At 58.5% G+C, this 20494-nt stretch carries 20 protein-coding genes; 16 read left to right on the forward strand and 4 right to left on the reverse strand.

Annotated features, from left to right (window positions below; translation table 11 throughout):
- Positions 1-2: 2 nt before the first annotated feature.
- From BW956_RS18945 to BW956_RS18970, 6 genes are all read left to right on the forward strand, one after another.
- Complete coding sequence (locus BW956_RS18945) at positions 3-650, forward strand: SPOR domain-containing protein (RefSeq protein ID WP_076465342.1); 648 nt, start codon at positions 3-5, stop codon at positions 648-650.
- 79 nt (positions 651-729) lie between these two features.
- Positions 730-1269: an ATP-dependent protease subunit HslV gene (gene hslV, locus BW956_RS18950; protein ID WP_010324715.1), complete on the forward strand. Its 540-nt coding sequence runs from the start codon at positions 730-732 to the stop codon at positions 1267-1269.
- A gap of 2 nt (positions 1270-1271) precedes the next feature.
- On the forward strand, positions 1272-2612 hold the full coding sequence (gene hslU, locus BW956_RS18955; RefSeq protein WP_076465345.1) for an ATP-dependent protease ATPase subunit HslU: 1341 nt from the start codon (positions 1272-1274) through the stop codon (positions 2610-2612).
- Positions 2613-2675: 63 nt separating this feature from the next.
- Positions 2676-3056, forward strand: coding sequence for a gamma-butyrobetaine hydroxylase family protein (locus tag BW956_RS18960; protein WP_010324717.1), 381 nt, complete (start codon positions 2676-2678; stop codon positions 3054-3056).
- 78 nt (positions 3057-3134) lie between these two features.
- Positions 3135-3893, forward strand: a complete 759-nt coding sequence (gene ubiE, locus BW956_RS18965; protein WP_076465348.1) for a bifunctional demethylmenaquinone methyltransferase/2-methoxy-6-polyprenyl-1,4-benzoquinol methylase UbiE — start codon at positions 3135-3137, stop codon at positions 3891-3893.
- A gap of 39 nt (positions 3894-3932) precedes the next feature.
- Positions 3933-4574, forward strand: coding sequence for a ubiquinone biosynthesis accessory factor UbiJ (locus BW956_RS18970; protein WP_083703153.1), 642 nt, complete (start codon positions 3933-3935; stop codon positions 4572-4574).
- A gap of 10 nt (positions 4575-4584) precedes the next feature.
- On the opposite strand, the gene BW956_RS18975 is transcribed toward BW956_RS18970, so the two are convergent.
- From BW956_RS18975 to BW956_RS18985, 3 genes are all read right to left on the reverse strand, one after another.
- Entirely contained in the window at positions 4585-4998 is a 414-nt protein-coding gene (locus BW956_RS18975) for a CopD family protein (RefSeq protein WP_010324720.1), read from the reverse strand.
- Positions 4999-5066: 68 nt separating this feature from the next.
- Positions 5067-5738, reverse strand: coding sequence for a fumarylacetoacetate hydrolase family protein (locus BW956_RS18980; protein ID WP_076465354.1), 672 nt, complete (start codon positions 5736-5738; stop codon positions 5067-5069).
- A gap of 44 nt (positions 5739-5782) precedes the next feature.
- Positions 5783-6982, reverse strand: a complete 1200-nt coding sequence (locus tag BW956_RS18985; protein ID WP_076465357.1) for an MFS transporter — start codon at positions 6980-6982, stop codon at positions 5783-5785.
- 106 nt (positions 6983-7088) lie between these two features.
- On the opposite strand from BW956_RS18985, the gene BW956_RS18990 reads away from it, so the two are divergent.
- From BW956_RS18990 to serA, 3 genes are all read left to right on the forward strand, one after another.
- Positions 7089-7973, forward strand: coding sequence for a LysR family transcriptional regulator (locus BW956_RS18990; protein WP_010324723.1), 885 nt, complete (start codon positions 7089-7091; stop codon positions 7971-7973).
- An 84-nt stretch (positions 7974-8057) separates the two neighbouring features.
- The gene (ppnP, locus tag BW956_RS18995; protein WP_010324724.1) at positions 8058-8339 is read left to right on the forward strand and encodes a pyrimidine/purine nucleoside phosphorylase; all 282 of its coding nucleotides are present in this window, start codon (positions 8058-8060) and stop codon (positions 8337-8339) included.
- A 195-nt stretch (positions 8340-8534) separates the two neighbouring features.
- Entirely contained in the window at positions 8535-9767 is a 1233-nt protein-coding gene (gene serA, locus BW956_RS19000; protein ID WP_010324725.1) for a phosphoglycerate dehydrogenase, read from the forward strand.
- A gap of 75 nt (positions 9768-9842) precedes the next feature.
- On the opposite strand, the gene BW956_RS19005 is transcribed toward serA, so the two are convergent.
- Complete coding sequence (locus BW956_RS19005) at positions 9843-10856, reverse strand: alpha/beta hydrolase (protein WP_175612046.1); 1014 nt, start codon at positions 10854-10856, stop codon at positions 9843-9845.
- A gap of 72 nt (positions 10857-10928) precedes the next feature.
- Between BW956_RS19005 and BW956_RS19010 the strand changes: the two genes are divergently transcribed.
- From BW956_RS19010 to BW956_RS19040, 7 genes are all read left to right on the forward strand, one after another.
- Entirely contained in the window at positions 10929-14147 is a 3219-nt protein-coding gene (locus BW956_RS19010; RefSeq protein WP_175612047.1) for a mechanosensitive ion channel domain-containing protein, read from the forward strand.
- Positions 14148-14212: 65 nt separating this feature from the next.
- Positions 14213-15103, forward strand: coding sequence for a LysR substrate-binding domain-containing protein (locus BW956_RS19015; RefSeq protein ID WP_076465366.1), 891 nt, complete (start codon positions 14213-14215; stop codon positions 15101-15103).
- 120 nt (positions 15104-15223) lie between these two features.
- Positions 15224-16453, forward strand: coding sequence for a CaiB/BaiF CoA transferase family protein (locus tag BW956_RS19020; RefSeq protein WP_076465369.1), 1230 nt, complete (start codon positions 15224-15226; stop codon positions 16451-16453).
- The gene (locus tag BW956_RS19025) at positions 16453-17412 is read left to right on the forward strand and encodes a hydroxymethylglutaryl-CoA lyase (protein WP_076465372.1); all 960 of its coding nucleotides are present in this window, start codon (positions 16453-16455) and stop codon (positions 17410-17412) included. Before BW956_RS19020 ends, BW956_RS19025 begins: the two co-directional genes overlap by 1 nt.
- A 40-nt stretch (positions 17413-17452) precedes the next feature.
- On the forward strand, positions 17453-18439 hold the full coding sequence (locus BW956_RS19030) for a TRAP transporter substrate-binding protein (protein ID WP_076465375.1): 987 nt from the start codon (positions 17453-17455) through the stop codon (positions 18437-18439).
- 85 nt (positions 18440-18524) lie between these two features.
- Positions 18525-19088 (forward strand): TRAP transporter small permease, encoded by a 564-nt coding sequence (locus tag BW956_RS19035; RefSeq protein WP_076465378.1) that lies wholly within the window; start codon positions 18525-18527, stop codon positions 19086-19088.
- Positions 19088-20359: a TRAP transporter large permease gene (locus BW956_RS19040; RefSeq protein WP_076465381.1), complete on the forward strand. Its 1272-nt coding sequence runs from the start codon at positions 19088-19090 to the stop codon at positions 20357-20359. The genes BW956_RS19035 and BW956_RS19040 overlap by 1 nt, the downstream gene beginning before the upstream one ends.
- Positions 20360-20494 lie beyond the last annotated feature (135 nt).

Below are 20494 nucleotides of genomic sequence, written 5' to 3' on the forward strand. Positions count from 1 at the left end.
CCATGGCGAAGCAGGATTACGCTCGCAAGCGGCGTGGCGGCAACAGTGCCAGCCGCGCCCAGCCGCGCAAGGCAGCGCCGAAAAAAGCAGCCCCGCCACCACCAAGGCGCAAGCCCTGGGGGTTAATACTGTTCACGCCCCTGGTATTGGGCGGGCTGGGCTTTCTGCTGTATACCCTGCTGCAGACACCGCCGCAGCCAAGCACGGCCACTACGCCCAAGGTAGAAAAGGTCGCGCCCAAGCCGGCCCCCAAACCGGCGGCGAAACCCGTGGCAAAAGCGGAGCCCGAGCCGGCACCGGCAGCGGAAGAACCCAAGCAGAGCAAGTTTGAGTTCTACGAAATGTTGCCCAAAACGGAAGTGGTGGCCCCCAAGGTGGATGTGTACAAGTCCACGCCCAAGGACGCAAAGATGGAGCACCGATACCTGTTGCAGGCCGGTTCCTTCCGTAACAAGTCCGATGCCGAGAGCATGCGCGCCAAGCTGATCCTGCAGGGACTGCCCGGCGTCAAGGTGGATCAGTCCTCCGGCAGCAGTGGCATCTGGTACCGTGTTCGCCTGGGCCCGTTCGACAACAAGACGGCCATGAACAAGGCGCGTAACAAGCTGGGCAAGCTCAGTATCCTGCCAATGCAGATCCGGATCGACTGATCCGGGTCTCCCCCCTTGAAATCCTGTCACCTGCATCCATATCTGTAGGCATTAGAGATACCGATAGGATTTTTCTGTTATGACAACAATTGTTTCCGTGCGCCGTGGCGACCAGGTAGTGGTTGGCGGTGATGGCCAGGTTTCACTTGGCAATACCGTAATGAAAGGCACCGCCAAAAAGGTTAATACCCTGCCCAAGCACCAGGTGATCACGGGGTTTGCCGGCAGTACCGCAGACGCCATCACCCTGCGTGACCTGTTCGAGCAGCAGCTGGACAAGCACCAGGGCAATATCGTGAATGCGGTCATCCATCTCGCCCGTGAGTGGCGCTCCGACCGCGCCCTGCGACGCCTTGAAGCGCTAATGCTGGTGGCCAACCAGGAAAAAACCTATCTGATTTCAGGTAACGGTGACGTGATCGAACCGGAAGACGGTGTCATCGCCATCGGCTCTGGCGGCAACTACGCCCTGGCATCTGCCCGCGCACTGGTGGAAAACACCGAACTGAGTGCCCGCGATATCGTGGAGAAGAGCCTGCACATTGCCGCCGGCATCTGCGTCTTCACCAACGACAACCTGACCATTGAAACCCTGGCCAACAGCCGCGAGGAGAACTGAGCATGTCCAACATGACCCCGCGCGAGATCGTGCATGAACTCAACCGTCACATCATCGGTCAGGACGACGCCAAGCGCTCCGTCTCCATCGCTCTGCGAAACCGCTGGCGTCGCATGCAGCTGGATGAAGAGCTGCGCCCGGAAGTTACCCCGAAAAACATTCTGATGATTGGCCCCACCGGCGTTGGTAAAACCGAAATTGCCCGCCGTCTGGCCAAACTGGCCAACGCGCCGTTCATCAAGGTCGAAGCGACCAAGTTCACCGAAGTCGGCTATGTCGGCCGCGATGTGGAAACCATCGTCCGCGACCTGGTCGAGATGGCCGTCAAAATGGTACGCGAACAGGCAATGGAAGGGGTTCGCTTCCGCGCCGAAGAAGCTGCCGAAGAGCGCATCCTCGACGCCCTGCTGCCGCCGGCTCGCCCGACCAGCTATGGCAATGAGGAAGAGCCGAGCAAAACCGACAGCGCCACTCGCCAGATCTTCCGCAAGAAGCTGCGTGAAGGCCAGCTGGATGACAAGGAGATCGATATCGAGGTCTCCCAGCAGCCCATGGGCGTCGAAATCATGGCCCCTCCGGGCATGGAAGAGATGACCAGCCAGCTGCAGAACATGTTCTCCAACATGGGTCAGGACCGCAAGAAGAGCCAGCGCCTCAAGGTGAAGGATGCCTTCAAACTGCTGACCGATGAAGAAGCAGCCGGCCTGATCAAGGAAGAAGAGACCAAGCAGAAAGCCGTTGAGATGGTAGAGCAGAACGGTATCGTCTTCCTCGACGAGATCGACAAGGTCTGCAAGCGCGGTGAAAGCAACAGCGGCGGTGATGTCTCCCGTGAAGGCGTACAGCGTGACCTGCTGCCGCTGATCGAAGGCTGCACCGTGAGCACCAAGTACGGTATGGTCAAAACCGACCATATCCTGTTTATCGCCTCCGGTGCCTTCCACCTGGCGCGTCCGTCCGATCTGATTCCGGAGCTGCAGGGCCGTCTGCCGATCCGCGTCGAGCTGAACGCGCTGACGCCGGAAGATTTCCGTCGCATCCTGACCGAGCCCAAAGCCTCACTGACCGAGCAGTACAAGGCACTGCTGGCGACCGAAGGCGTCACTGTCGAGTTCACCGATGACGGCATCGCCCGCATCGCTGAACTGGCCTACGAAGTGAACGAGCAGACCGAAAACATCGGCGCCCGTCGCCTGCACACGATGATGGAACGTCTGCTGGACGACCTGTCATTCGTGGCCTCCGACAAGCACGGTGAAACCGTTGTCGTTGATGCTGCGTATGTGGATGCACAGTTGAATGAACTGAGCCATGATGAAGACCTGAGTCACTACATTTTGTAAGACTCTCGATCTTTTTGACTGCCGGGGCAGCCATGCTGCTCCGGTTCCTTACGGAGCCCCACCATGAATACCTCGGTTCCCCTGCCTTCCGATATCAAGTTACACCTGAAGTCCAAAACCCTGGAGCTGATCTACGCTGATGGCGGCTATGAATTGACCGCTGAATTCCTGCGCGTACATTCACCCTCGGCCGAAGTGCGTGGACACGGTATCGGCAACGGCGTGCTGCAAACAGGCAAGAAACATGTCGGCTTCAAGGGTGTTGAGCCCGCCGGCAACTACGCCCTCAAGATCAGCTTTGATGATGGTCACGACTCAGGCCTCTATACCTGGGAATACCTGCATGACCTGACGCATAATCAGGACGAATACTGGCAGCGTTACCTGCAACAGCTGGAAGCAGCCGGTGCTTCGCGTGACAATGGCTTGATCGCCCGGGGCTAAGCCTCACACCAGTGCGACAAACTATTCTCTGCGGAGTAGAATGCGGGCATCTTTTGAGTAACAGTCGGACAGAGAATCATGTCAGAGCAGAACGAAAAGAAAACCACTCACTTCGGCTATCAGGACGTCCCGGTCGAAGAGAAGGTAAAGCGTGTCGCCGATGTCTTCCACTCGGTGGCCGGCAAGTATGATCTGATGAATGACCTTATGTCCGGCGGCATCCACCGCCTGTGGAAGCGCCTCACCATCGACCAGTCCGGTGTGCGTCGCGGTCACAAGGTACTGGATATTGCCGGCGGTACCGGCGACCTGACGCGCAAATTTGCCCGTATGGTGGGTCAGGAAGGCAAAGTGGTGCTGGCCGATATCAACGACTCCATGCTCAAGGTGGGCCGCGACAAGCTGCTCAACTCCGGCGTTACCGGTAACGTGGAGTACGTTCAGGCCAACGCCGAGTGCCTGCCGTTCGATGACAACACCTTCGATGTCATCACCATCGCCTTCGGCCTGCGCAATGTCACCGACCAGAATGCCGCTCTGGCTTCCATGCTGCGCGTGCTCAAGCCCGGTGGCAAGCTGATGATTCTGGAGTTCTCCAAGACCGATAACCCGGCCTTGACCAAGATGTACGATTTCTATTCGTTCAACATCCTGCCGCAGATGGGCAAGGTGATCGCCGGTGACGCCGAAAGCTACCGTTACCTGGCTGAATCCATCCGCAAACACCCGGACCAGGAAACCCTGAAAGGGATGATGGATAACGCAGGCTTCGTGAACACGCGCTACCAGAACATGACCGGCGGTGTCGTGGCCCTGCATACCGGCATCAAGCCCTGAGCACGCCCCTGAACCCAGCCCTCTGAAGCGAGCACATTCATGGCCACAGGAATGATCAATGCAACCCTGCTGACACTGGCGGAAGAAAGCCTCAATCGTGTACTGGCGCGCGATCCGGTGACGCTGAAACAGCTGGAGTCACTGTCCGGACGCGAAATCCGCATCGAGTGCAGCCGTCCCGAGTGCCATCTTTACCTGCTGCCGCATGCACAGGGCATCGACCTGTTGGCAGAAAGCGCTACCGAGCCGGACGCCTGCATTCGCGGTTCTGCCTTCAACCTGATGCGCCTGCCTCAGGCCGGCAATCAGGTGTTGTTCGGCCGCGGCGTGAGCATCGAAGGTAACAGCGGCCTGGTACACCGCCTGCAGCAGATTCTGGCCGATAGTCAGATCGACTGGGAAGCCTGGCTGGCCGACCTGATCGGCGATACTGCAGCACACCCGCTGGCTAACCTGCTTCGCTCGGCCACTCAACAACTACGCTACAGCGGCAACAGCCTGATGCTCAGTCTGGAAGAATACCTGCATGAGGAAGCGCGTCTGCTGCCAACGCGGGTTGAGATCGAAATCTGGCAGGATGAAGTGGATGAGCTACGCGATGCCAGTGACCGCCTGGAGGCACGCATCGCACAGCTGGAGCAGCAGCGTTCAGGCCACTCAAGCACTGAGCAGCCTGACTGACCCTGATGTCTTAAAAGGGTTTCACCACCACAAAAATTAGAATCGGGATAAAAATCAGCAGCGGCAATTCGTTGTACAAGCGGAAGTAGCGACCGCTGCGATTCAACTCACCGCGCTGAAGCTGTTTCAGGTAGGCACGGCACCAAACATGGTAGCCAATCAAAAAGACTACAAACATCAGCTTTGCGTGCAGCCAGCCCCCGCTGAAGCCATATCCCAGCCAGAGCCAAAGCCCCAACCCCAGCGTGAACACGGCCATAATGGTCATGAAGCCATAGAGCTTGCGCGCCATGATCTCCAGACGGGCCACATCCTGCCCTGCCTCACGGCCTTCCACATAATGCACAAATATTCTCGGCAGATAGAAAATTCCCGCCATCCAGCTGGTCATGGCCAGAATATGGAGCATTTTAAACCAGAGCATAGAGTCCCCTCAGCCGCTCGTTACGAGCGTCAGTCCTTGTCGATGAATGGCGCTGGCCAACCCGGAAGTTAACCGAGCGCTTTAACCGAGGTTTCGACCCGCAGCAGGTCTACCAGTTCCACACGCAGCTGATCGCCCGGTTTAACCGGCCCGACTCCCGCCGGTGTACCGGTCAGCACCACATCGCCAGGCTCCAGGGTGAACCACTGGCTGGCATAGCTCAGCAGCTTCAGCACCGGCGTCAGCATCTGTGCCGAATTACCGTCCTGACGTACCTCACCGTTAACCGTCAAACGGATCTGAACGTCGGCCAGGTCATTTACAGACGCAGGTGAAAGGAACGCCGACAGCGGGCAGGCGCCATCGAAGCACTTGGATTTTTCCCAGGGCTGTCCCTTCTGCTTCAGACTGTCCTGCACTTCACGCAGGGTCATATCCAGGCCCAGACCTATACCGGCAATGCCATGCATCGCCTGCTGTTCATTCGCATCCTTCAGGGTTTCGCCAATCAGAATTGCCATCTCGGTTTCAAAGTGCACCGCACCCTTACCTTCGGGAACCGTGAAAGCTTCTTCCATCGGCACCACGGAAGTCGCGGGCTTGATAAACAGGATGGGCTCGGTGGGAACGGGGTTGTTCAGTTCGCGGGCGTGGTCGGCGTAGTTGCGGCCAATGCAGACCACCTTACCCAGCGGCAGGTCCAGCTCATGCTCACCCGCCGCACGATGTTGATAACTCATTTTGCAGATCTCCTGACAACCGGTTTTGTCCACAGTTTAACAGATCAGGCCGGGGCAGCCGCCAGGCGCGTCTGCTGTAAACGATAGAGCACCAGGCTCAATGTCAGCGTACCGGCCAGCACAATCAATGACCCCAGCACCACGCCCTGCCAACCCAGGCGCTCCCAGAAGGGGTGCAGATAAAAACCGCCACAGCTGGCGCCGGTGTAGTAGAACAGCAGATACAGGGAAGACGCACTCGCGCGTGCATGCCGGGCGTTCTGACTGACCCAGCTGCTGGCACTGGAGTGGGCAAAGAAGAAGCCGAAGCTGTTCACCAGAAAACCGACAATGATCAACCAAAGCGTATCGGACAGCGTCAACAGCGTGCCGGTCATCAGGATCAGAACCCCCAGCGCCATACATAATGGCTGCGCCAGCTTCTGCCCCACCTTGCCGGAGATGGCAGAACCAAAGGTGCCCGACAGATAGGTCAGGAACAGCATACCCAGCACACTGGCCGGCAGGCTGTAGGGAGCCTCGGACAGGACGAAGGTGATGTAGCTGTACTGGTTGATGAAAATGAAGAAGTTAAAGCCACCGATCAGATAGGCCAGCAGCAGCACGGGATTCCGCAGATGACTGCCCAAGTCCGCCAGCATGCGCCCCGGCTTCAGTGGCTGAGGTCGGAAATGACGTGACTCCGGCAGCAGGAGTGCAAAGACCACTAGGCAGAACAGGCTCACCAGCGTCATCACCAGGAAGGCGTTGGACCAGCCCAGCCAGTCACCGACAAACCCGCCGATCAAACGTCCGCTGATACCCCCCAGGCTGTTGCCGCCGATATACAGGCCCACAGCCACCAGCATGGCCTCCCGTTCAAACTCATCGCCCATCCAGGCAATCGCCACCGCCGGCAGCCCCGCCAGCAGCACGCCCTGTACCGCCCTCAACGCCAGCATGGCGGTGTAATGCTCGATGAAGGAAAGCATCAGCGTTACCAGCGTGGCACCGCCCATGGTCAGCAACATGATCCAGCGTCGGCCCAGCGCATCAGACAGCGGCCCCCAGATCAGCAGCGAAAGCCCCAGCGTCAGCGTGGTGACGGTGAAGGTCCAGCCTGCTTCCAGCGCCGACACCTCAAACGCCTGCGCCAGCATCGGCAGCAGTGGCTGAGTGATATAGACGTTGGCAAAAATCATGAAGGACCCCAGGCATAACGCCAGAGTCGCACGCCAGAAGGCGCTGCTGCCGGAAACGATCATTGAGCTGTCCTGTAGCGAAGTGGACGAAGGATATGGCGGCACAATAGCAGGCGGACTAAAATCATTTAAATATATAGATTTTATGTATTCCATAACGGAAATTGATATGGACCTACGCAGCCTGAAATACTTCCTGACCGTTGCCGAAACCGGCGGTTTTACCGCCGCTGCCGAGCAGCTGCATATCGCCCAGCCGGCCATCAGCATGTCGATCCGCAAGCTGGAACAGCAACTGGACCTGCCCCTGTTTGATCGTCAGGGGAAGCAGGTACGCCTGACCGACGAAGGCGAAGTATTGCTGCGCCATGCCCGCACCATTGTTCAGGCGGTGTCGGATGCCGAGCGCGACATGCGTGAACTGCACACACTGGAAGGGGGCGAAGTACGCGTCGGCATTCCCAGTATGCTGGGCTCCTATTACTTTCCGCCCATTCTCATGGCTTTTCGCCACCGCTACCCCGGCATTCGCCTGGAAGTGGTGGAAGCCGGCACCCGCAAACTGCAGCAGATGATCCATTCCGGTGAGATCGATATGGGCGTCATCGTCACCGATGATCCGCCCGACGACCTGGAAACCCACCGCTTCCTCGGCGCCCAGATGGTCGCAATTCTGCCCGCCGACCATGCCCTGGCGGAGGCAGACAGCATCAGTTATGACGCCTTTTTTGCCGAAGAACTGGTGCTGTTCAAGGAAGGCTACTTCCATCGTGAAGTGATTGACCAGATCAGCCAGAAAGCCGGCGTGACACCCCGAATCGGCTTTGAAACCAACCTGATTCCCTTGATCAAACAGATCGTGGCCCACGGCTTCGGTATCACCACCCTGCTGGAGATGGTGGTTGCCGATGATCCGGCGCTGGTCGCCGTCCCCTTCGCGCCCACGGTCTGGCTTGATCTGTCACTGGCCTGGCGCAAGGGCCATCGACTGTCACGAGCCAACCAGACCTTTGCCGACCTGGTACTGGAGCAGGCCGGAAACGGAAACAGATGACGCCGAGGAGCGAGCGGATTATGCTTGCCGTCCCCATAGCGGCCGAGCAGGCTGCCAATAGCGACAGATTGATAAGGAGAGCCCATGCTCAGCACCAACACCTATTTCGACGGCAAGGTCGTATCCATAGCATTTGAAACACCGGAAGGTCCGGCCACCTCTGGCGTCATGATGCCGGGCGAATTCACCTTCGGCACCAGCCAGAACGAGCGCATGATCGTGACCGCCGGCCAGCTGACCGTGCGCCTGCCGGGCAGCGACGAGTGGACCGAATTCCCCGCCGGCACCGAGTTCAACATCACCGCCGGTGACTCCTTCGACGCCCGAATCGAAACACCGACCGCTTACCTCTGCTACTACAGCTGATCGCGGTACCGCTGCCGGGCTGACTGGTCCCGGCAGCGTTTCCCTTCAGTCCGGCTCAAGTTGAGCTGAATAATTTTCCGCACCGCATCTTGCCCTGCCACAAAAAAACCTTCGACCTTGTGCTATACTTGCGCCTCAATTTTTCCCTTGGCTGGACGAATTTCCACCGCCCAGCTGCAGCATGAGTCGCAGAAGATGAGCAAAACTACTTCTCTGGATAAGAGCAAGATCAAGATTCTGTTGCTGGAAGGCGTGCACCAGTCCGCGATCGACACGCTGAACGCGCAGGGCTACACCAACATCGAATTCCACACCGGTTCCCTGCCGGAAGAGGAACTGATCGAAAAAGTTCGTGACGTCCACTTCATCGGCATCCGTTCCCGCACCCAGCTGACCCGTCAGGTGTTTGAAGCAGCAGAGAAGCTGGTCGCTGTCGGCTGTTTCTGCATCGGCACCAACCAGGTGGACCTGCGAGCGGCAACCGAAAGCGGTATCGCGGTATTCAATGCGCCCTACTCCAACACCCGTTCCGTAGCCGAACTGGTACTGGCAGAAGCGATTATCCTGCTGCGCGGCGTCGCGGAAAAGAATGCCAAGGCTCATCGTGGTGAGTGGCAGAAGAGCGCCAAGAACTCCTACGAGATCCGCGGCAAGAAGCTGGGTATCGTCGGCTACGGCAGCATCGGCTCCCAGCTGAGCGTACTGGCCGAAGGTCTGGGCATGGATGTCTACTTCTACGACGTCATCACCAAACTGCCGCTGGGCAACGCCAAGCAGGTCAGCTCCCTGCCGGAACTGCTGGGCATGTGTGACATCATCACCCTGCACGTACCGGAAACGGCTGCGACCAAGGATATGATGGCCAAGACCCAGTTCGAACAGATCAAGCAGGACGCCATCTTCATCAACGCCGCCCGTGGTACCGTTGTCGACATCGACGCCCTGTGCGACGCGCTGAAAGCCGGCAAACTGCTGGGCGCTGCCATCGACGTATTCCCGGTCGAGCCGCGCAGCAACAACGACGAATTCATCAGCCCGCTGCGTGAATTCGACAATGTCATCCTGACCCCGCATGTGGGCGGCTCCACCATGGAAGCCCAGGAAAACATTGGCTACGAAGTGGCCGAGAAGCTGGTCAAGTACAGCGACAACGGTTCTTCCATCACCTCCGTGAACTTCCCGGAAGTGGCGCTGCCGGAACACCCGAACAAGCACCGTCTGCTGCACGTACACGAGAACATCCCGGGTATCCTTACCCAGATCAACACCGTGTTCTCCGAAAACGGCATCAACGTTTCCGGTCAGTACCTGCAGACCAACGATACCGTTGGCTACGTGGTGGTCGATGTCGACGCCGACTGCTCCAAGCTGGCACTGGACAAACTGCAGCAGATCACCGGCACCATCCGCTGCCGCCGTCTGTTCTGATCGCTTTTTGCCAGATTGATTGACCCGAAAAGGGGCAGCCGCAAGGTTGCCCCTTTTCTGTTTCAGCGGCCTGTCTTAACTGCCAACCGCCATGGGAAACCCTGCATTGCAGCGGCGCAGGCGCGCGCTGATGCGATCAAACACCTCCTGACGCCAGGGCTCAGCTTCATTCACCAGATGGTGGCGTGCGGCCGTCAGCCGCTCGATGCTGGCATTGGGCAGCAGGCCAGCCAGCACATCCAGGTTATGTTCCCAGTCCAGTGTGCGATCATCAGTCCCCTGAATAATCAGGGCCGAATGGTCCAGGGGAGCAGCGGTTTCAGCCTGTTCAACCCAGTCCAGCATGGCACCGACCCAGCCCACATCGACAAAATGTTCCTGCAAGGGGTCCTGATGACGCACAAACTCGGTGAAGCTCGCATCATTGGAGCTTTCCGTTGGCTCGCGATGCACCCGACGAATACACCAGTGCAGCCAGCGATAGGTGCGCTCGACACGCTGATACTGATAAGGACGAATCAGGGGCGACAGCAGAATCTGGTCCACCATGGGCAGGCCACCTAAGCATTGCTGCAGTTGCGCCTTGAGCAGAATGGCACTGCCGGTACTCTGACCGATACCGACCCAGGGCGCCTGAAGGCGATGCTGGTGCCGTTTGAGCAGCCCCGCCAGCTGCCGGGCATAGGTGTTGAAGCTGTCGATCTGCAGCCGCTGGCCTCCAGACAGGCCATGACCGGACAGATCAAAAATGAGTACATCCCAGTGCTGCTGCAACAGATGAGTAATCAGGTGTCGAAACAAACCGGCATGATCGGTATAGCCATGTACCAGAATCGCGGTACCACGGCTGTGGGCACGGCTGAAGTGCTGCACCACCAGCTGGGTATCGCCCAGCAGCTCAACGCCCATGTTGTAGGTCGACATCGCAATCGCTGGCTGCAGGCCATAAAAATCCAGGTACGTCTGAAGTTCAGTATTGCAGAGTGTCTGAACTCCCGGCATAAAGGAATCCAGTGACTCACGCAGCCGGCAGGGATGAAAATTGGCTGCGGCATGATTATCCGACGCTATTATTCTTGTTCTGTTCACGGTCATGCTCCTATGCTCTGTTTACGCTATCCCTATAGTGCCTCCACTCCATGAGCTGATCTTGACAGGATGATGACAAAACGATTAATCCACCACTGGCTATTGATGCTGAGCATGCTGCTGGCCTGTTCTTTAACTGTAGCCGCTTCCCCGCAGGAAGACATTGCGCAACTCGAACAGTTGATCGAGCAGCAGGCTGATGCCGAGGGTGAACAGGCGGCACTGCGGGAGCTGTATCAGAAAACACTGAGCGCCCTGAAGAACCGTCAGCAATATCAGGAAAGAGCCGACACCCTGCAAAAACAGCTGGAGCGGCAGCCGGATGAGCTGAAGCGCCAGCAGCAATTACTGGAACAGGCACGTAACAGCGAGCAGGACAGAAATTACCGGGATCTAGGCCGTTCCGATCTGGAGCAGGCGATTATCCTCAAGCGCGCCTCGGTACTGGAGCTGGAACAACAGCAACAGGAAAAGGCACAGCAGATTGAGCTCAACAAACAGAAACAGCTGAGTCTGCGCGAGCAACTGGCGGAGCTGAAACAGTCTTCGCCCAGTTTGCCCCCTGTGCCGCCCGAGCAAAGCGGCCGCGCTTTCAACGATGCCCGCCTGCAATTGCAGAACGCCCTGCAGGAAAGCAAAAGCAGCCACGTTCGTGCTCTGGAACTGGAATTGCTGGCACTGCCGGGCCAGACCGAACTGGCCGAGCTGCAACTGGAGCAGCTGCAACTCCAGCTGAAGCAAGCCAGCCTTGATCTGGAGGCGATGCTCAACCAGCGCAAACAGATGCTGCGCGAGGAGCTGGAAACGACACTGAGCAACCTGAAAGAACCGGTCAATGCGGCCCTTCAGCACCCTCAACTGTCGGCGTTGCTGCAGGATAATCGCCGCATGAGCAAGGAGGTCAGCGACCTGCTCGAACGCGCCAGCAAAACCCAGCAGCAGCGAACCGCACTGGAGCACAAGCTGGATCTGCTCAGCAAGGGCTACAAGGTCATTCAGCAGCAACTGGAACTGAAAAGTTACAGCGCCAGCTATGATCTGCGCCGTTTCACCCTTGAGCTTTCACGCCCGGCCGATCTCAACGCCACCCACCGCGCCCTGAATGAGTTGCGCCTCAGCAGTCTGGAGTTCAGCCGCCTGGGTCAGGCAGGTGCCGATACCCTTGCCGACAGTGATTTGAGCGAGGTGCAACGGGATTACCATGCCCAGCTGACTCAAAACCAACAGGCACTGCGCAACCAGCTACAGGATGGCCGCCAACAGCTGCTTAGCGAACTGTCGCAACTGTTGGCCGTGAAGGAGCAGTTCAACGAGCGCCTGCAACAGGCCCGCCACCTGATCAACCGTCAGTTGCTCTGGTTACCGGTATCGCCACCGGTCTCCTGGCAGTGGCCGGGCGAAATTGCCGCCGGACTGGATCTGTTCAAAACCCAGGTTCAGCAGCTTCGGGCCACACCGATGCTGGCCGAGGATGCCAACCTTGGTTCCCTGCTCGGTTTCACGATCCTGCTGCTGATTCTGGCGTTCTTCATTCACCGCTATCAGAAAAACAACCGTCAGCGCTGGCAACAACAGATTGGCAATGTGGTGCATGACCGCTTTGGCCGCACCCTGAGGCTGTTGCTGTCAGGCGTACTGGTAGCCGCGCCGGTGCCGGCACTACTGCTGCTGTTGCGCAGCTATAGCCTCAACACCGGGCATCCCAGCCATATGCTGTTCAGCCAGTTGCTGCTGCTCTGGGCCCTGAGCCTGCAATGCTACCTGATGGCACTGCTCTGGCTGAAAGTGCCCGATGGGCTTTTGTGCGGCCACTTTTCCGTCCCCGCCGTACTGGCAAAGGTGATGCGCCGACAGCTGCACCTGCTGTTCTGGGTATCACTGCCTCTGCTGTCCCTGTTGCTGATCACCGATAACTACAACGCCATCGAGCTGCAGAGCGGGCTTGGCCGTTTGCTGTTCCTGGCGCTGGTCGCCAGCCTGATGCTGTTCTGGCGGGGCTTCTGGAAGGTGAGCCACACCTTTGAGCAACTGACCCAGCAGCGCCACTGGTGGCTCAATGCCCACCTGTGGATCGGCCTGATCCTGGCGTTCAACCTGGTCATGTTTGGTCTGGGGCTCTGGGGATACACCCTCACCGCGCTCTTCTTCATGCTGATCCTGCTGGTGGTGATTCTGCAGGGTGCCGGAACCTTCCTGCTGTTCAAACTGGGGCTGCGCTGGCTGTTGATCGAGGAGCGCCGGCTGGCCTTCAGCCGTGCCCGTACGCGCCGTGCCGAAATTCTGGCGGCCCGTGAGAACAAGGAGGAAACCCCACCCTTGAGCGAGGACTACCTGGATCTTCAGGCGATCTCGGACCAGTCCCGTGTGCTGCTTAAAACCGCCATTGTCGTGTTGCTGGGTACCTCGTTGTGGCTGACACTGGGTGATTTCCTGCCCACCCTGCAGGTACTGGAAAGCGTTCAGCTATGGAGCAGTTTTGAGGTCAATGGTGACCAGGAAGTCCTCACCCATGTCACCCTGCGTGACCTGGTGGTGGGCGCCCTGATCATTCTGGTCAGCCTGCTGGCGGCCAAGAACCTGCCCGGCCTGCTGGAACTGCTGGCCCTGCGCCATCTGGACCTGTCACCCGGAACCGGCTATGCCATCACCAGCCTGCTGAAATACTCCCTGATCATGGTCGGTGTGCTGGTGGCCATCAGCCAGTTTGGTGTGCAGTGGAGCAAGCTGCAGTGGCTGGTAGCGGCCTTGGGTGTGGGGCTGGGCTTTGGCTTGCAGGAGATTGTGGCCAACTTCGTGTCCGGCCTGATTATCCTGTTTGAGAAGCCGGTCCGTATCGGCGATACGGTGACGCTGGGCAACGTGACCGGCACCGTGTCGCGCATTCAGATCCGCGCCACCACCATCACCGACTGGGATCGCAAGGAGGTGATCATTCCCAACAAGACCTTCATCACCGAGCAGCTGATCAACTGGTCGCTCAGCGATGCCACCACCCGCGTGGTGATTACCATCGGTGTGGCCTATGGTAGCGATGTCGCCTTGGCCGAGAAGCTGCTGCTACAGGCGGCACAGGCCAACGAGCGGGTGCTGGATGATCCGGAGCCGGACGCCTACTTCCGCCAGTTTGCCGACAGCACACTGAATATCGATCTGCGCGTCTTTGTCAGCAGTATGGCCGACAGAGTGCCGGTTACCGGCGAGTTGAACAAGGCGATCAACGAACTGTTCAACGAACAGGGTATCGAGATCGCCTTCCCGCAGCTGGATGTCCATCTGCATCGCGCCAAATAGACAATTGCGAGGGATCTATCCAAGCGCATAGAATCGAGCTCCCCTTCCTTACTCGGAGCTGTTGTATGCGCCTGGACCCCACCTCTTTGCGCCTCTTTGTTCGTGTTCTGGAAACCGGCACCATTGCCGCAGCCGCCGATCAGGAGCACATTGCTGCCTCGGCTGTCAGCAAGCGTATCAGCGAACTGGAGGCCAACCTCAATGCGCAATTGCTGACCCGCACCAACCGCGGTGTCGAAGGCACCCAGGCCGGCAAGGCACTGGCCCAGCTGTCACGCAGTGTGCTGCATCAGCTCGATGAAGTGCATGCCCGCATGCATGAATACTCTCAGGGGGTACGCGGTGAGGTGCGAATCGTCGCCAATATCTCGGCCATCACCCAGTTCCTGCCCAGCCAGTTGAAAGCCTTCCTGGACCAGCATCCGCTGATTCAAATCCAGCTGGAAGAGAAGATCAGCTCCGAGATCATCGAGACGGTCAGCCAGAACCAGGCCGACATTGGTATCTTTACCGAAGTGCTGGGCAACACCGAGAACCTGCAGATACATCCCTACCTGTCCGACCGGCTGGTCGTCATCACGGCCAACCAGCATCCTCTGGCGGACTTCGAGCAACTCTCGTTCGTGGATACGTTGCAGTATGACTATGTGGGCCTGCACACCGGCAGTGCCATCAACAACAAACTGCTGCACGCGGCCTCCGCTGCGGAAAAGCCGTTCCGCATGCGTATTCAGGTCACCAGCTATGAAGCCTTGTTGCGCATGGTGGAACAGGATCTGGGTATCGGCATCATGCCTCAGGATATTGCCCGTCCCTATGTAAACACCCAACGCATCAAGGCCATCGCACTGGATGACCTCTGGGCCAGCCGTAACCTCAAGTTATGCACCAGCAACCAGCATCCCATGTCACAGGCCACGCGGCGCCTGCTGGAACACCTGACTTTGAGCGAGTGAAGCCAGCCATCGCGAACGGAGATGGCAGCCTCACATTTAACCATTTTGTCATTCCCGGGATACAGACCATCATTTTCACACAACTGTGTTGTAGCCATGTGATGTGAAGGTGAAATAACAATGACCGAGGAAACCTCCTCCGCCAAGGAACAGGCAGACCAGCCGCTGCCGCTTGAAGGCGTACGTGTGCTTGAACTGGGCTCGCTGATTGCCGGCCCCTATGCCGCCAGTATTCTGGCCCAATTCGGTGCTGAAGTGATCAAGGTTGAGCCGCCGGGCACCGGTGACCCCCTGCGCCGCTGGCGCAAGATGCACAAGGACACCTCCCTCTGGTGGTACTCCCAGAGCCGCAACAAGAAGTCCCTGACGCTGAACCTCAAGGACCCCGATGCCCAGGATGTCATCCACAAGCTGGTGGAAGACTGTGACATCGTTATCGAGAACTTCCGCCCCGGCACACTGGAAAAATGGAATCTGGGCTGGGAGCAGCTGTCGGCCATCAATCCTTCGCTGATAATGATTCGCGTCTCCGGCTACGGCCAGGACGGCCCCTATGCATCCCGCCCCGGTTTCGCCGCCATCGCTGAGTCCATCGGTGGCCTGCGCTATCTGGCCGGTTACCCGGATCGCCCGCCGGTCCGCGCCGGTGTCAGCATCGGCGATACCCTTGCTTCCCTGTACGGTGTAATCGGCGCCATGATGGCGATGCACCACCTCAAGGTGAACGGCGGCAAGGGCCAGTACGTCGACGTGGCTCTGTACGAAGCCGTGTTTGGCGTAATGGAGAGCCTGATTCCGGAATACGGCATGTTCGGTTTTGTGCGTGAGCGTACCGGCGCCAGCATGCCCGGCATCGCCCCCTCCAGTACCTACCGCAGCGCCGATGATCGCTACATCGTCATCGCCGCCAACAGCGACAGCATCTTCAAACGTCTGATGAACGCCATCGATCGTCCCGATCTGGCTGAAGACCCTGAACTGGCGCATAACGATGGCCGCGCCCGTCGCAGCGATGAACTGGACGAAGCCATCGAAGCCTGGACCTCCAATCGCAGCCTGAAAGATGCGCTGCAGGTACTGGAAGACGCGGCCGTGCCTTCCAGTGGCATCAACACCGCCGCCGAAATTTTTGAAGATCCGCATTTCCGTGCCCGTGGCATGATCAGCGAACAGCCACTGCCCGATGGTGAAGAGATCTCCCTGCCGGGCATCGTACCCAAGTTGAGCGCCACGCCGGGCACTACGCGCTGGCTGGGCCCGCAGCTGGGCGAGCACAACGACGAGATTCTGTCCGGTCTTGGCTATGACGCCGCTGCCATTCAGGGGCTGAAGGACAAGGGAGCGCTTTGATGTTTGCCAACCTTCCGCAACCGATTCTGGTCAATGAGGTGGTGACACGCGACGGTTTCCAGAGTGAACCGGCGTTTGTGCCTACCGAAACCAAGATCGAACTGGTTAACGCTCTGGCACAGCTGGGCCTGAACAAGATCGAAGTCACGTCCTTCGTGTCGCCACGCGCGGTCCCCAACCTGCGTGATGCCGAAGACGTGATGCGCGCCATTACCCGCGATACCGACACCACCTACGTGGCGCTGGTGCCCAACGAGAAGGGCTGTGCCCGCGCGCTGGAGCTGGCCGTCGACGAGATCAATCTGGTGATGTCGGTCAGCGAAAGCCATAACCTGGCCAACATGCGCATGACCTGTGAGCAGTCGCTGGACCAGTTTGCCCGTATCGCCGACATGAGCGCAGGCACGCCCATGCGCCTGAACGGCTCCCTGGCTACCGCTTTTGGCTGCCCGTTCGAGGGTAATCAGGAACAGGACCGGGTGCTGCGCTTCGTCGATGCCTACCTGGAGCGCAGCCTGCACAGCATCACCCTGGCCGACACCACCGGTATGGCGGTGCCCAACCAGGTATTCGAGCTGTGCCAGGCCGTGCGTCAACGCTGGCCCGAGCTGGAAGTCACCCTGCATTTCCATAACACCCGTGGCCTCGGCCTGAGCAACGTGCTGGCATCATTGGCCGCCGGCATGAATCAGTTCGATGCTTCTCTGGGTGGTCTGGGCGGCTGCCCCTTCGCCCCCGGCGCCACCGGCAATATCTGCACCGAAGACCTGGTCCACATGCTGGACGAGATGGGCCTGGAAACCGGTGCCGATCTGAATGGACTGCTCCACCAATCCCAACAGCTGGGTGTCATTGTTGATCACGACCTGCCCGGTCAGATCAGCAAGGCAGGCCCTCGCAGCCTGACCCGCCCGCTCCCTGAATCGGTACAACAGCTGATGCAAAACGGCCGCACCTGATCAGGCCAAAACCTATGAAAACTATAAACAAGGAATGATCATGAAACTGAAGAATATCCTCTGTTCCGGCATGCTGATGACCGCCCTGACCGCAATGCCTGCGCTGGCGGAAACCACTCTGAAAGTCACCCTGCAGTTGCCGCTGAAACACCATCTGGGCCAGAACCTGGTGGACTTCAAGAAGGAAGTTGAAAGCGCCAGCAACGGTGACATCAAGATCCAGATTTTCCCGGCCGCTCAGCTGTACAAGGACAAGGAAGTGCACCACGCGGTGACTTCTGGCGCCATTGAAATGGGCGTTATGAGCGTAACCCAGCTGGCCGGTACCATCCCGGCAGTGGATGTTTTCTACGTTCCCTTCATGTTCCCCACCTATGACAAGGTGGTCAAAGCGACTGCACCCGGCAGCGAGCTGCGTACCCTGCTGGATAACGAAATCATCGAAACCGGCGCTCGCCCGCTGTGGTGGCAGGCATACGGTGGTGTCGCCCTGCTCTCCAAGAACAAACCAATCCAGCTGCCGGAAGATATGGACGGCATGAAAGTCCGCGTCTTCGGCAAGACCCTGGGTGAATTCGCCAAGTCCGTGAATGCAGCGCCGACCGTAATGGCCGGTTCCGAGCAGTTCCTGGCGTACCAGCGCGGTACCGTAGATGCGGGCATGACCGGTGTAACCGCCGTAGGTCCGCGTAAGCTGTACCAGGTTATGGACCACCTGACCCTGACCAACCACGCCAACATCGAGTTCATGACCATCATCAACGAGAAGGTATGGCAGGGGCTGACCGACGGCGAACGCGAGATTCTGCAGAACGCCGCCGTGAAAGTGGAAAAGCAGCTGCGTGACAAGATCCAGACGCTGGAAGCCGACGCAATTGCCAACGCCAAGAAAGAAATGAACGTGGTCGAGCTGAGCGCCGACGACGTGAACAAGTGGCAGCAGGCAACCCAGCCGGTACTGGAAAGCTTCCTGCAGAACGCCGGACCGCTGGGCAAGCAGGTCGTTGACGCCGCTCGCGCGCTCTAACGGCTACCCGGCCTCTCGCTTTTCCTAACGGACCCCCTGTTTCAGGGGCGTCCGTTTTGTACGTTATCAGCCGTCGGAAATACCCATGTCAGATGTGAACGCCTCTTCAAATGACAAGCAGGCCTGGCGTGCCTCTCACCCCTCGCGCTGGGTGAGGTTCAATCACGCCCTGGTTACCCTGTGCGGACGCCTTGCCTCGGCACTGTTCGTCACCATTACGGTGATGATCACCTACGAGGTCATCGCCCGTTATGTTTTTCTCTCCCCCACCATTTGGGTGGAAGACCTGTCGCTGCTGTGCCAGATCTGGGCATCCTGCTTGGGCGCCAGCTGGCTGCTACAGCATCAGGCCCTGATCCGCATCGATATGCTGATCAACCACTTTGGCCCGCGCCTGAGGGTTGCAGCCGAGATCTGGTCACTGCTGGTGATTGCGCTGTTCTCGGCCTGGGTCACCTGGTATGGCAGTGAGCTGGTGATTGAGTCCATCGCCATGAACTCGGCCTCGGCCACCATGCTGGGGCTGCCGATGTGGATCACCAAAAGTGCCATTCCGGTCGGATTTGGTCTGTTGTTCATTCAGTGTCTGACGGAAGCGGCACTGGTTCTGACCGGTCACCTGCAGGCAGCAGAAGAGGTGAATATCTGATGACGGTTGCACTGATTATTTTTGCCCTGCTGATGCTGTTGCTGTCCGGCGTTCCGGTCGGCTTCGTATTGGGTGGCATGGGCCTGGCCATGTTGCTGCTGGCGGATATCTCTCCGCTGATGGTGCCCATGGCGCTGTACTCGTCGTTCGACAGTTTCATTCTGCTGTCGGTACCGCTGTTCCTGTTGATGTCCAACATCCTGCTCAAGGGCGGTGTTGGCAAGGATCTGTTCAATGCGGTGCAAACCTGGGTGGGCCACTGGCCCGGCGGCCTGGGCATTGCCACCATCTCCTCCTGCACCATCTTCTCGGCCATCTCCGGCTCTTCCGTCGCCACGGCAGCCACCATCGGCAGCGTGGCCATCAAGGAGATGACCGACCGCGGCTATCACCGCCCCTTTGTACTGGGCCTGATTGCGGCCGGTGGTACCCTGGGTATTCTGATTCCGCCGTCAATTCCGATGATCGTCTACGGTGTTATCACCGAAGAGTCGATTGTGGACCTGTTCCTGGCCGGTGTAGTACCGGGCCTGATCATGGCCGGCAGCTTTATCGGCTTCAGCTTCCTTTATGCCATCTTTGGCAAGGCCTGCACGCCGGTGCCCAAGGCATCCTGGAGTGAGCGCCGCACGGCCACTCTGCGCGCCCTGCCTACATTGCTGCTGGCCACGGTCATTATCGGTGGTATCTATGCGGGTATCTTCACGCCGACCGAATCGGCGGCCATTGGTGTGGCGGTGTCGCTGGTCATTGTGTTGGCGCTGAAGACCTTCACCTGGGATGGCTTCAAGGTCGCTTGCATGGACACCATGAAGACGTCGATCACCATCTTCCTGATCATGGCCGGTGCCAAGGTGTTCGGTAAGGCAATCACGCTGTACCAGATCCCGCAGGAGATCTCGATGTTCGTCAGCATGCACATCGGTGAAGCCGGTCTGTTCATTCTGGCGGTCTGCCTGGTATTGCTGGTGATGGGCTTCTTCCTGGAATCGATCTCCATGTTGCTGATCATGATGCCGGTGCTCTACCCGTCACTGGCACCGCTGGGAATCGACCCGATCTGGTTCGGCATCATCTTCGTGATCATGATCGAGTGCGCCTTGATTACACCACCGGTGGGGCTCAATCTATTCGTGATACAAGCCGTGGCCGGGGGGCAGGTAATGGATGTGGTACGCGGCGTCTGGCCGTTTATTCTGCTGATGTTTGCCTGCTTGCTGCTGGTGTTCTTCTTCCCCAAAATCGCGCTCTATCTACCCTTTTACATGTAAACACCACGGGGCCATCTGGCCCCGTTTTTGTATCCACACGCACTGGGCTACGCAGGCCATCGATCCGACTCAGGAACTCGTTTGACCTTCAGCAGCCAAAGTATGAAGATCGATTACCCCCACCCCAAGGTTCAA

Origin of the sequence: Marinobacterium stanieri (assembly GCF_900155945.1) — a bacterium.
GTDB lineage: Bacteria > Pseudomonadota > Gammaproteobacteria > Pseudomonadales > Balneatricaceae > Marinobacterium > Marinobacterium stanieri.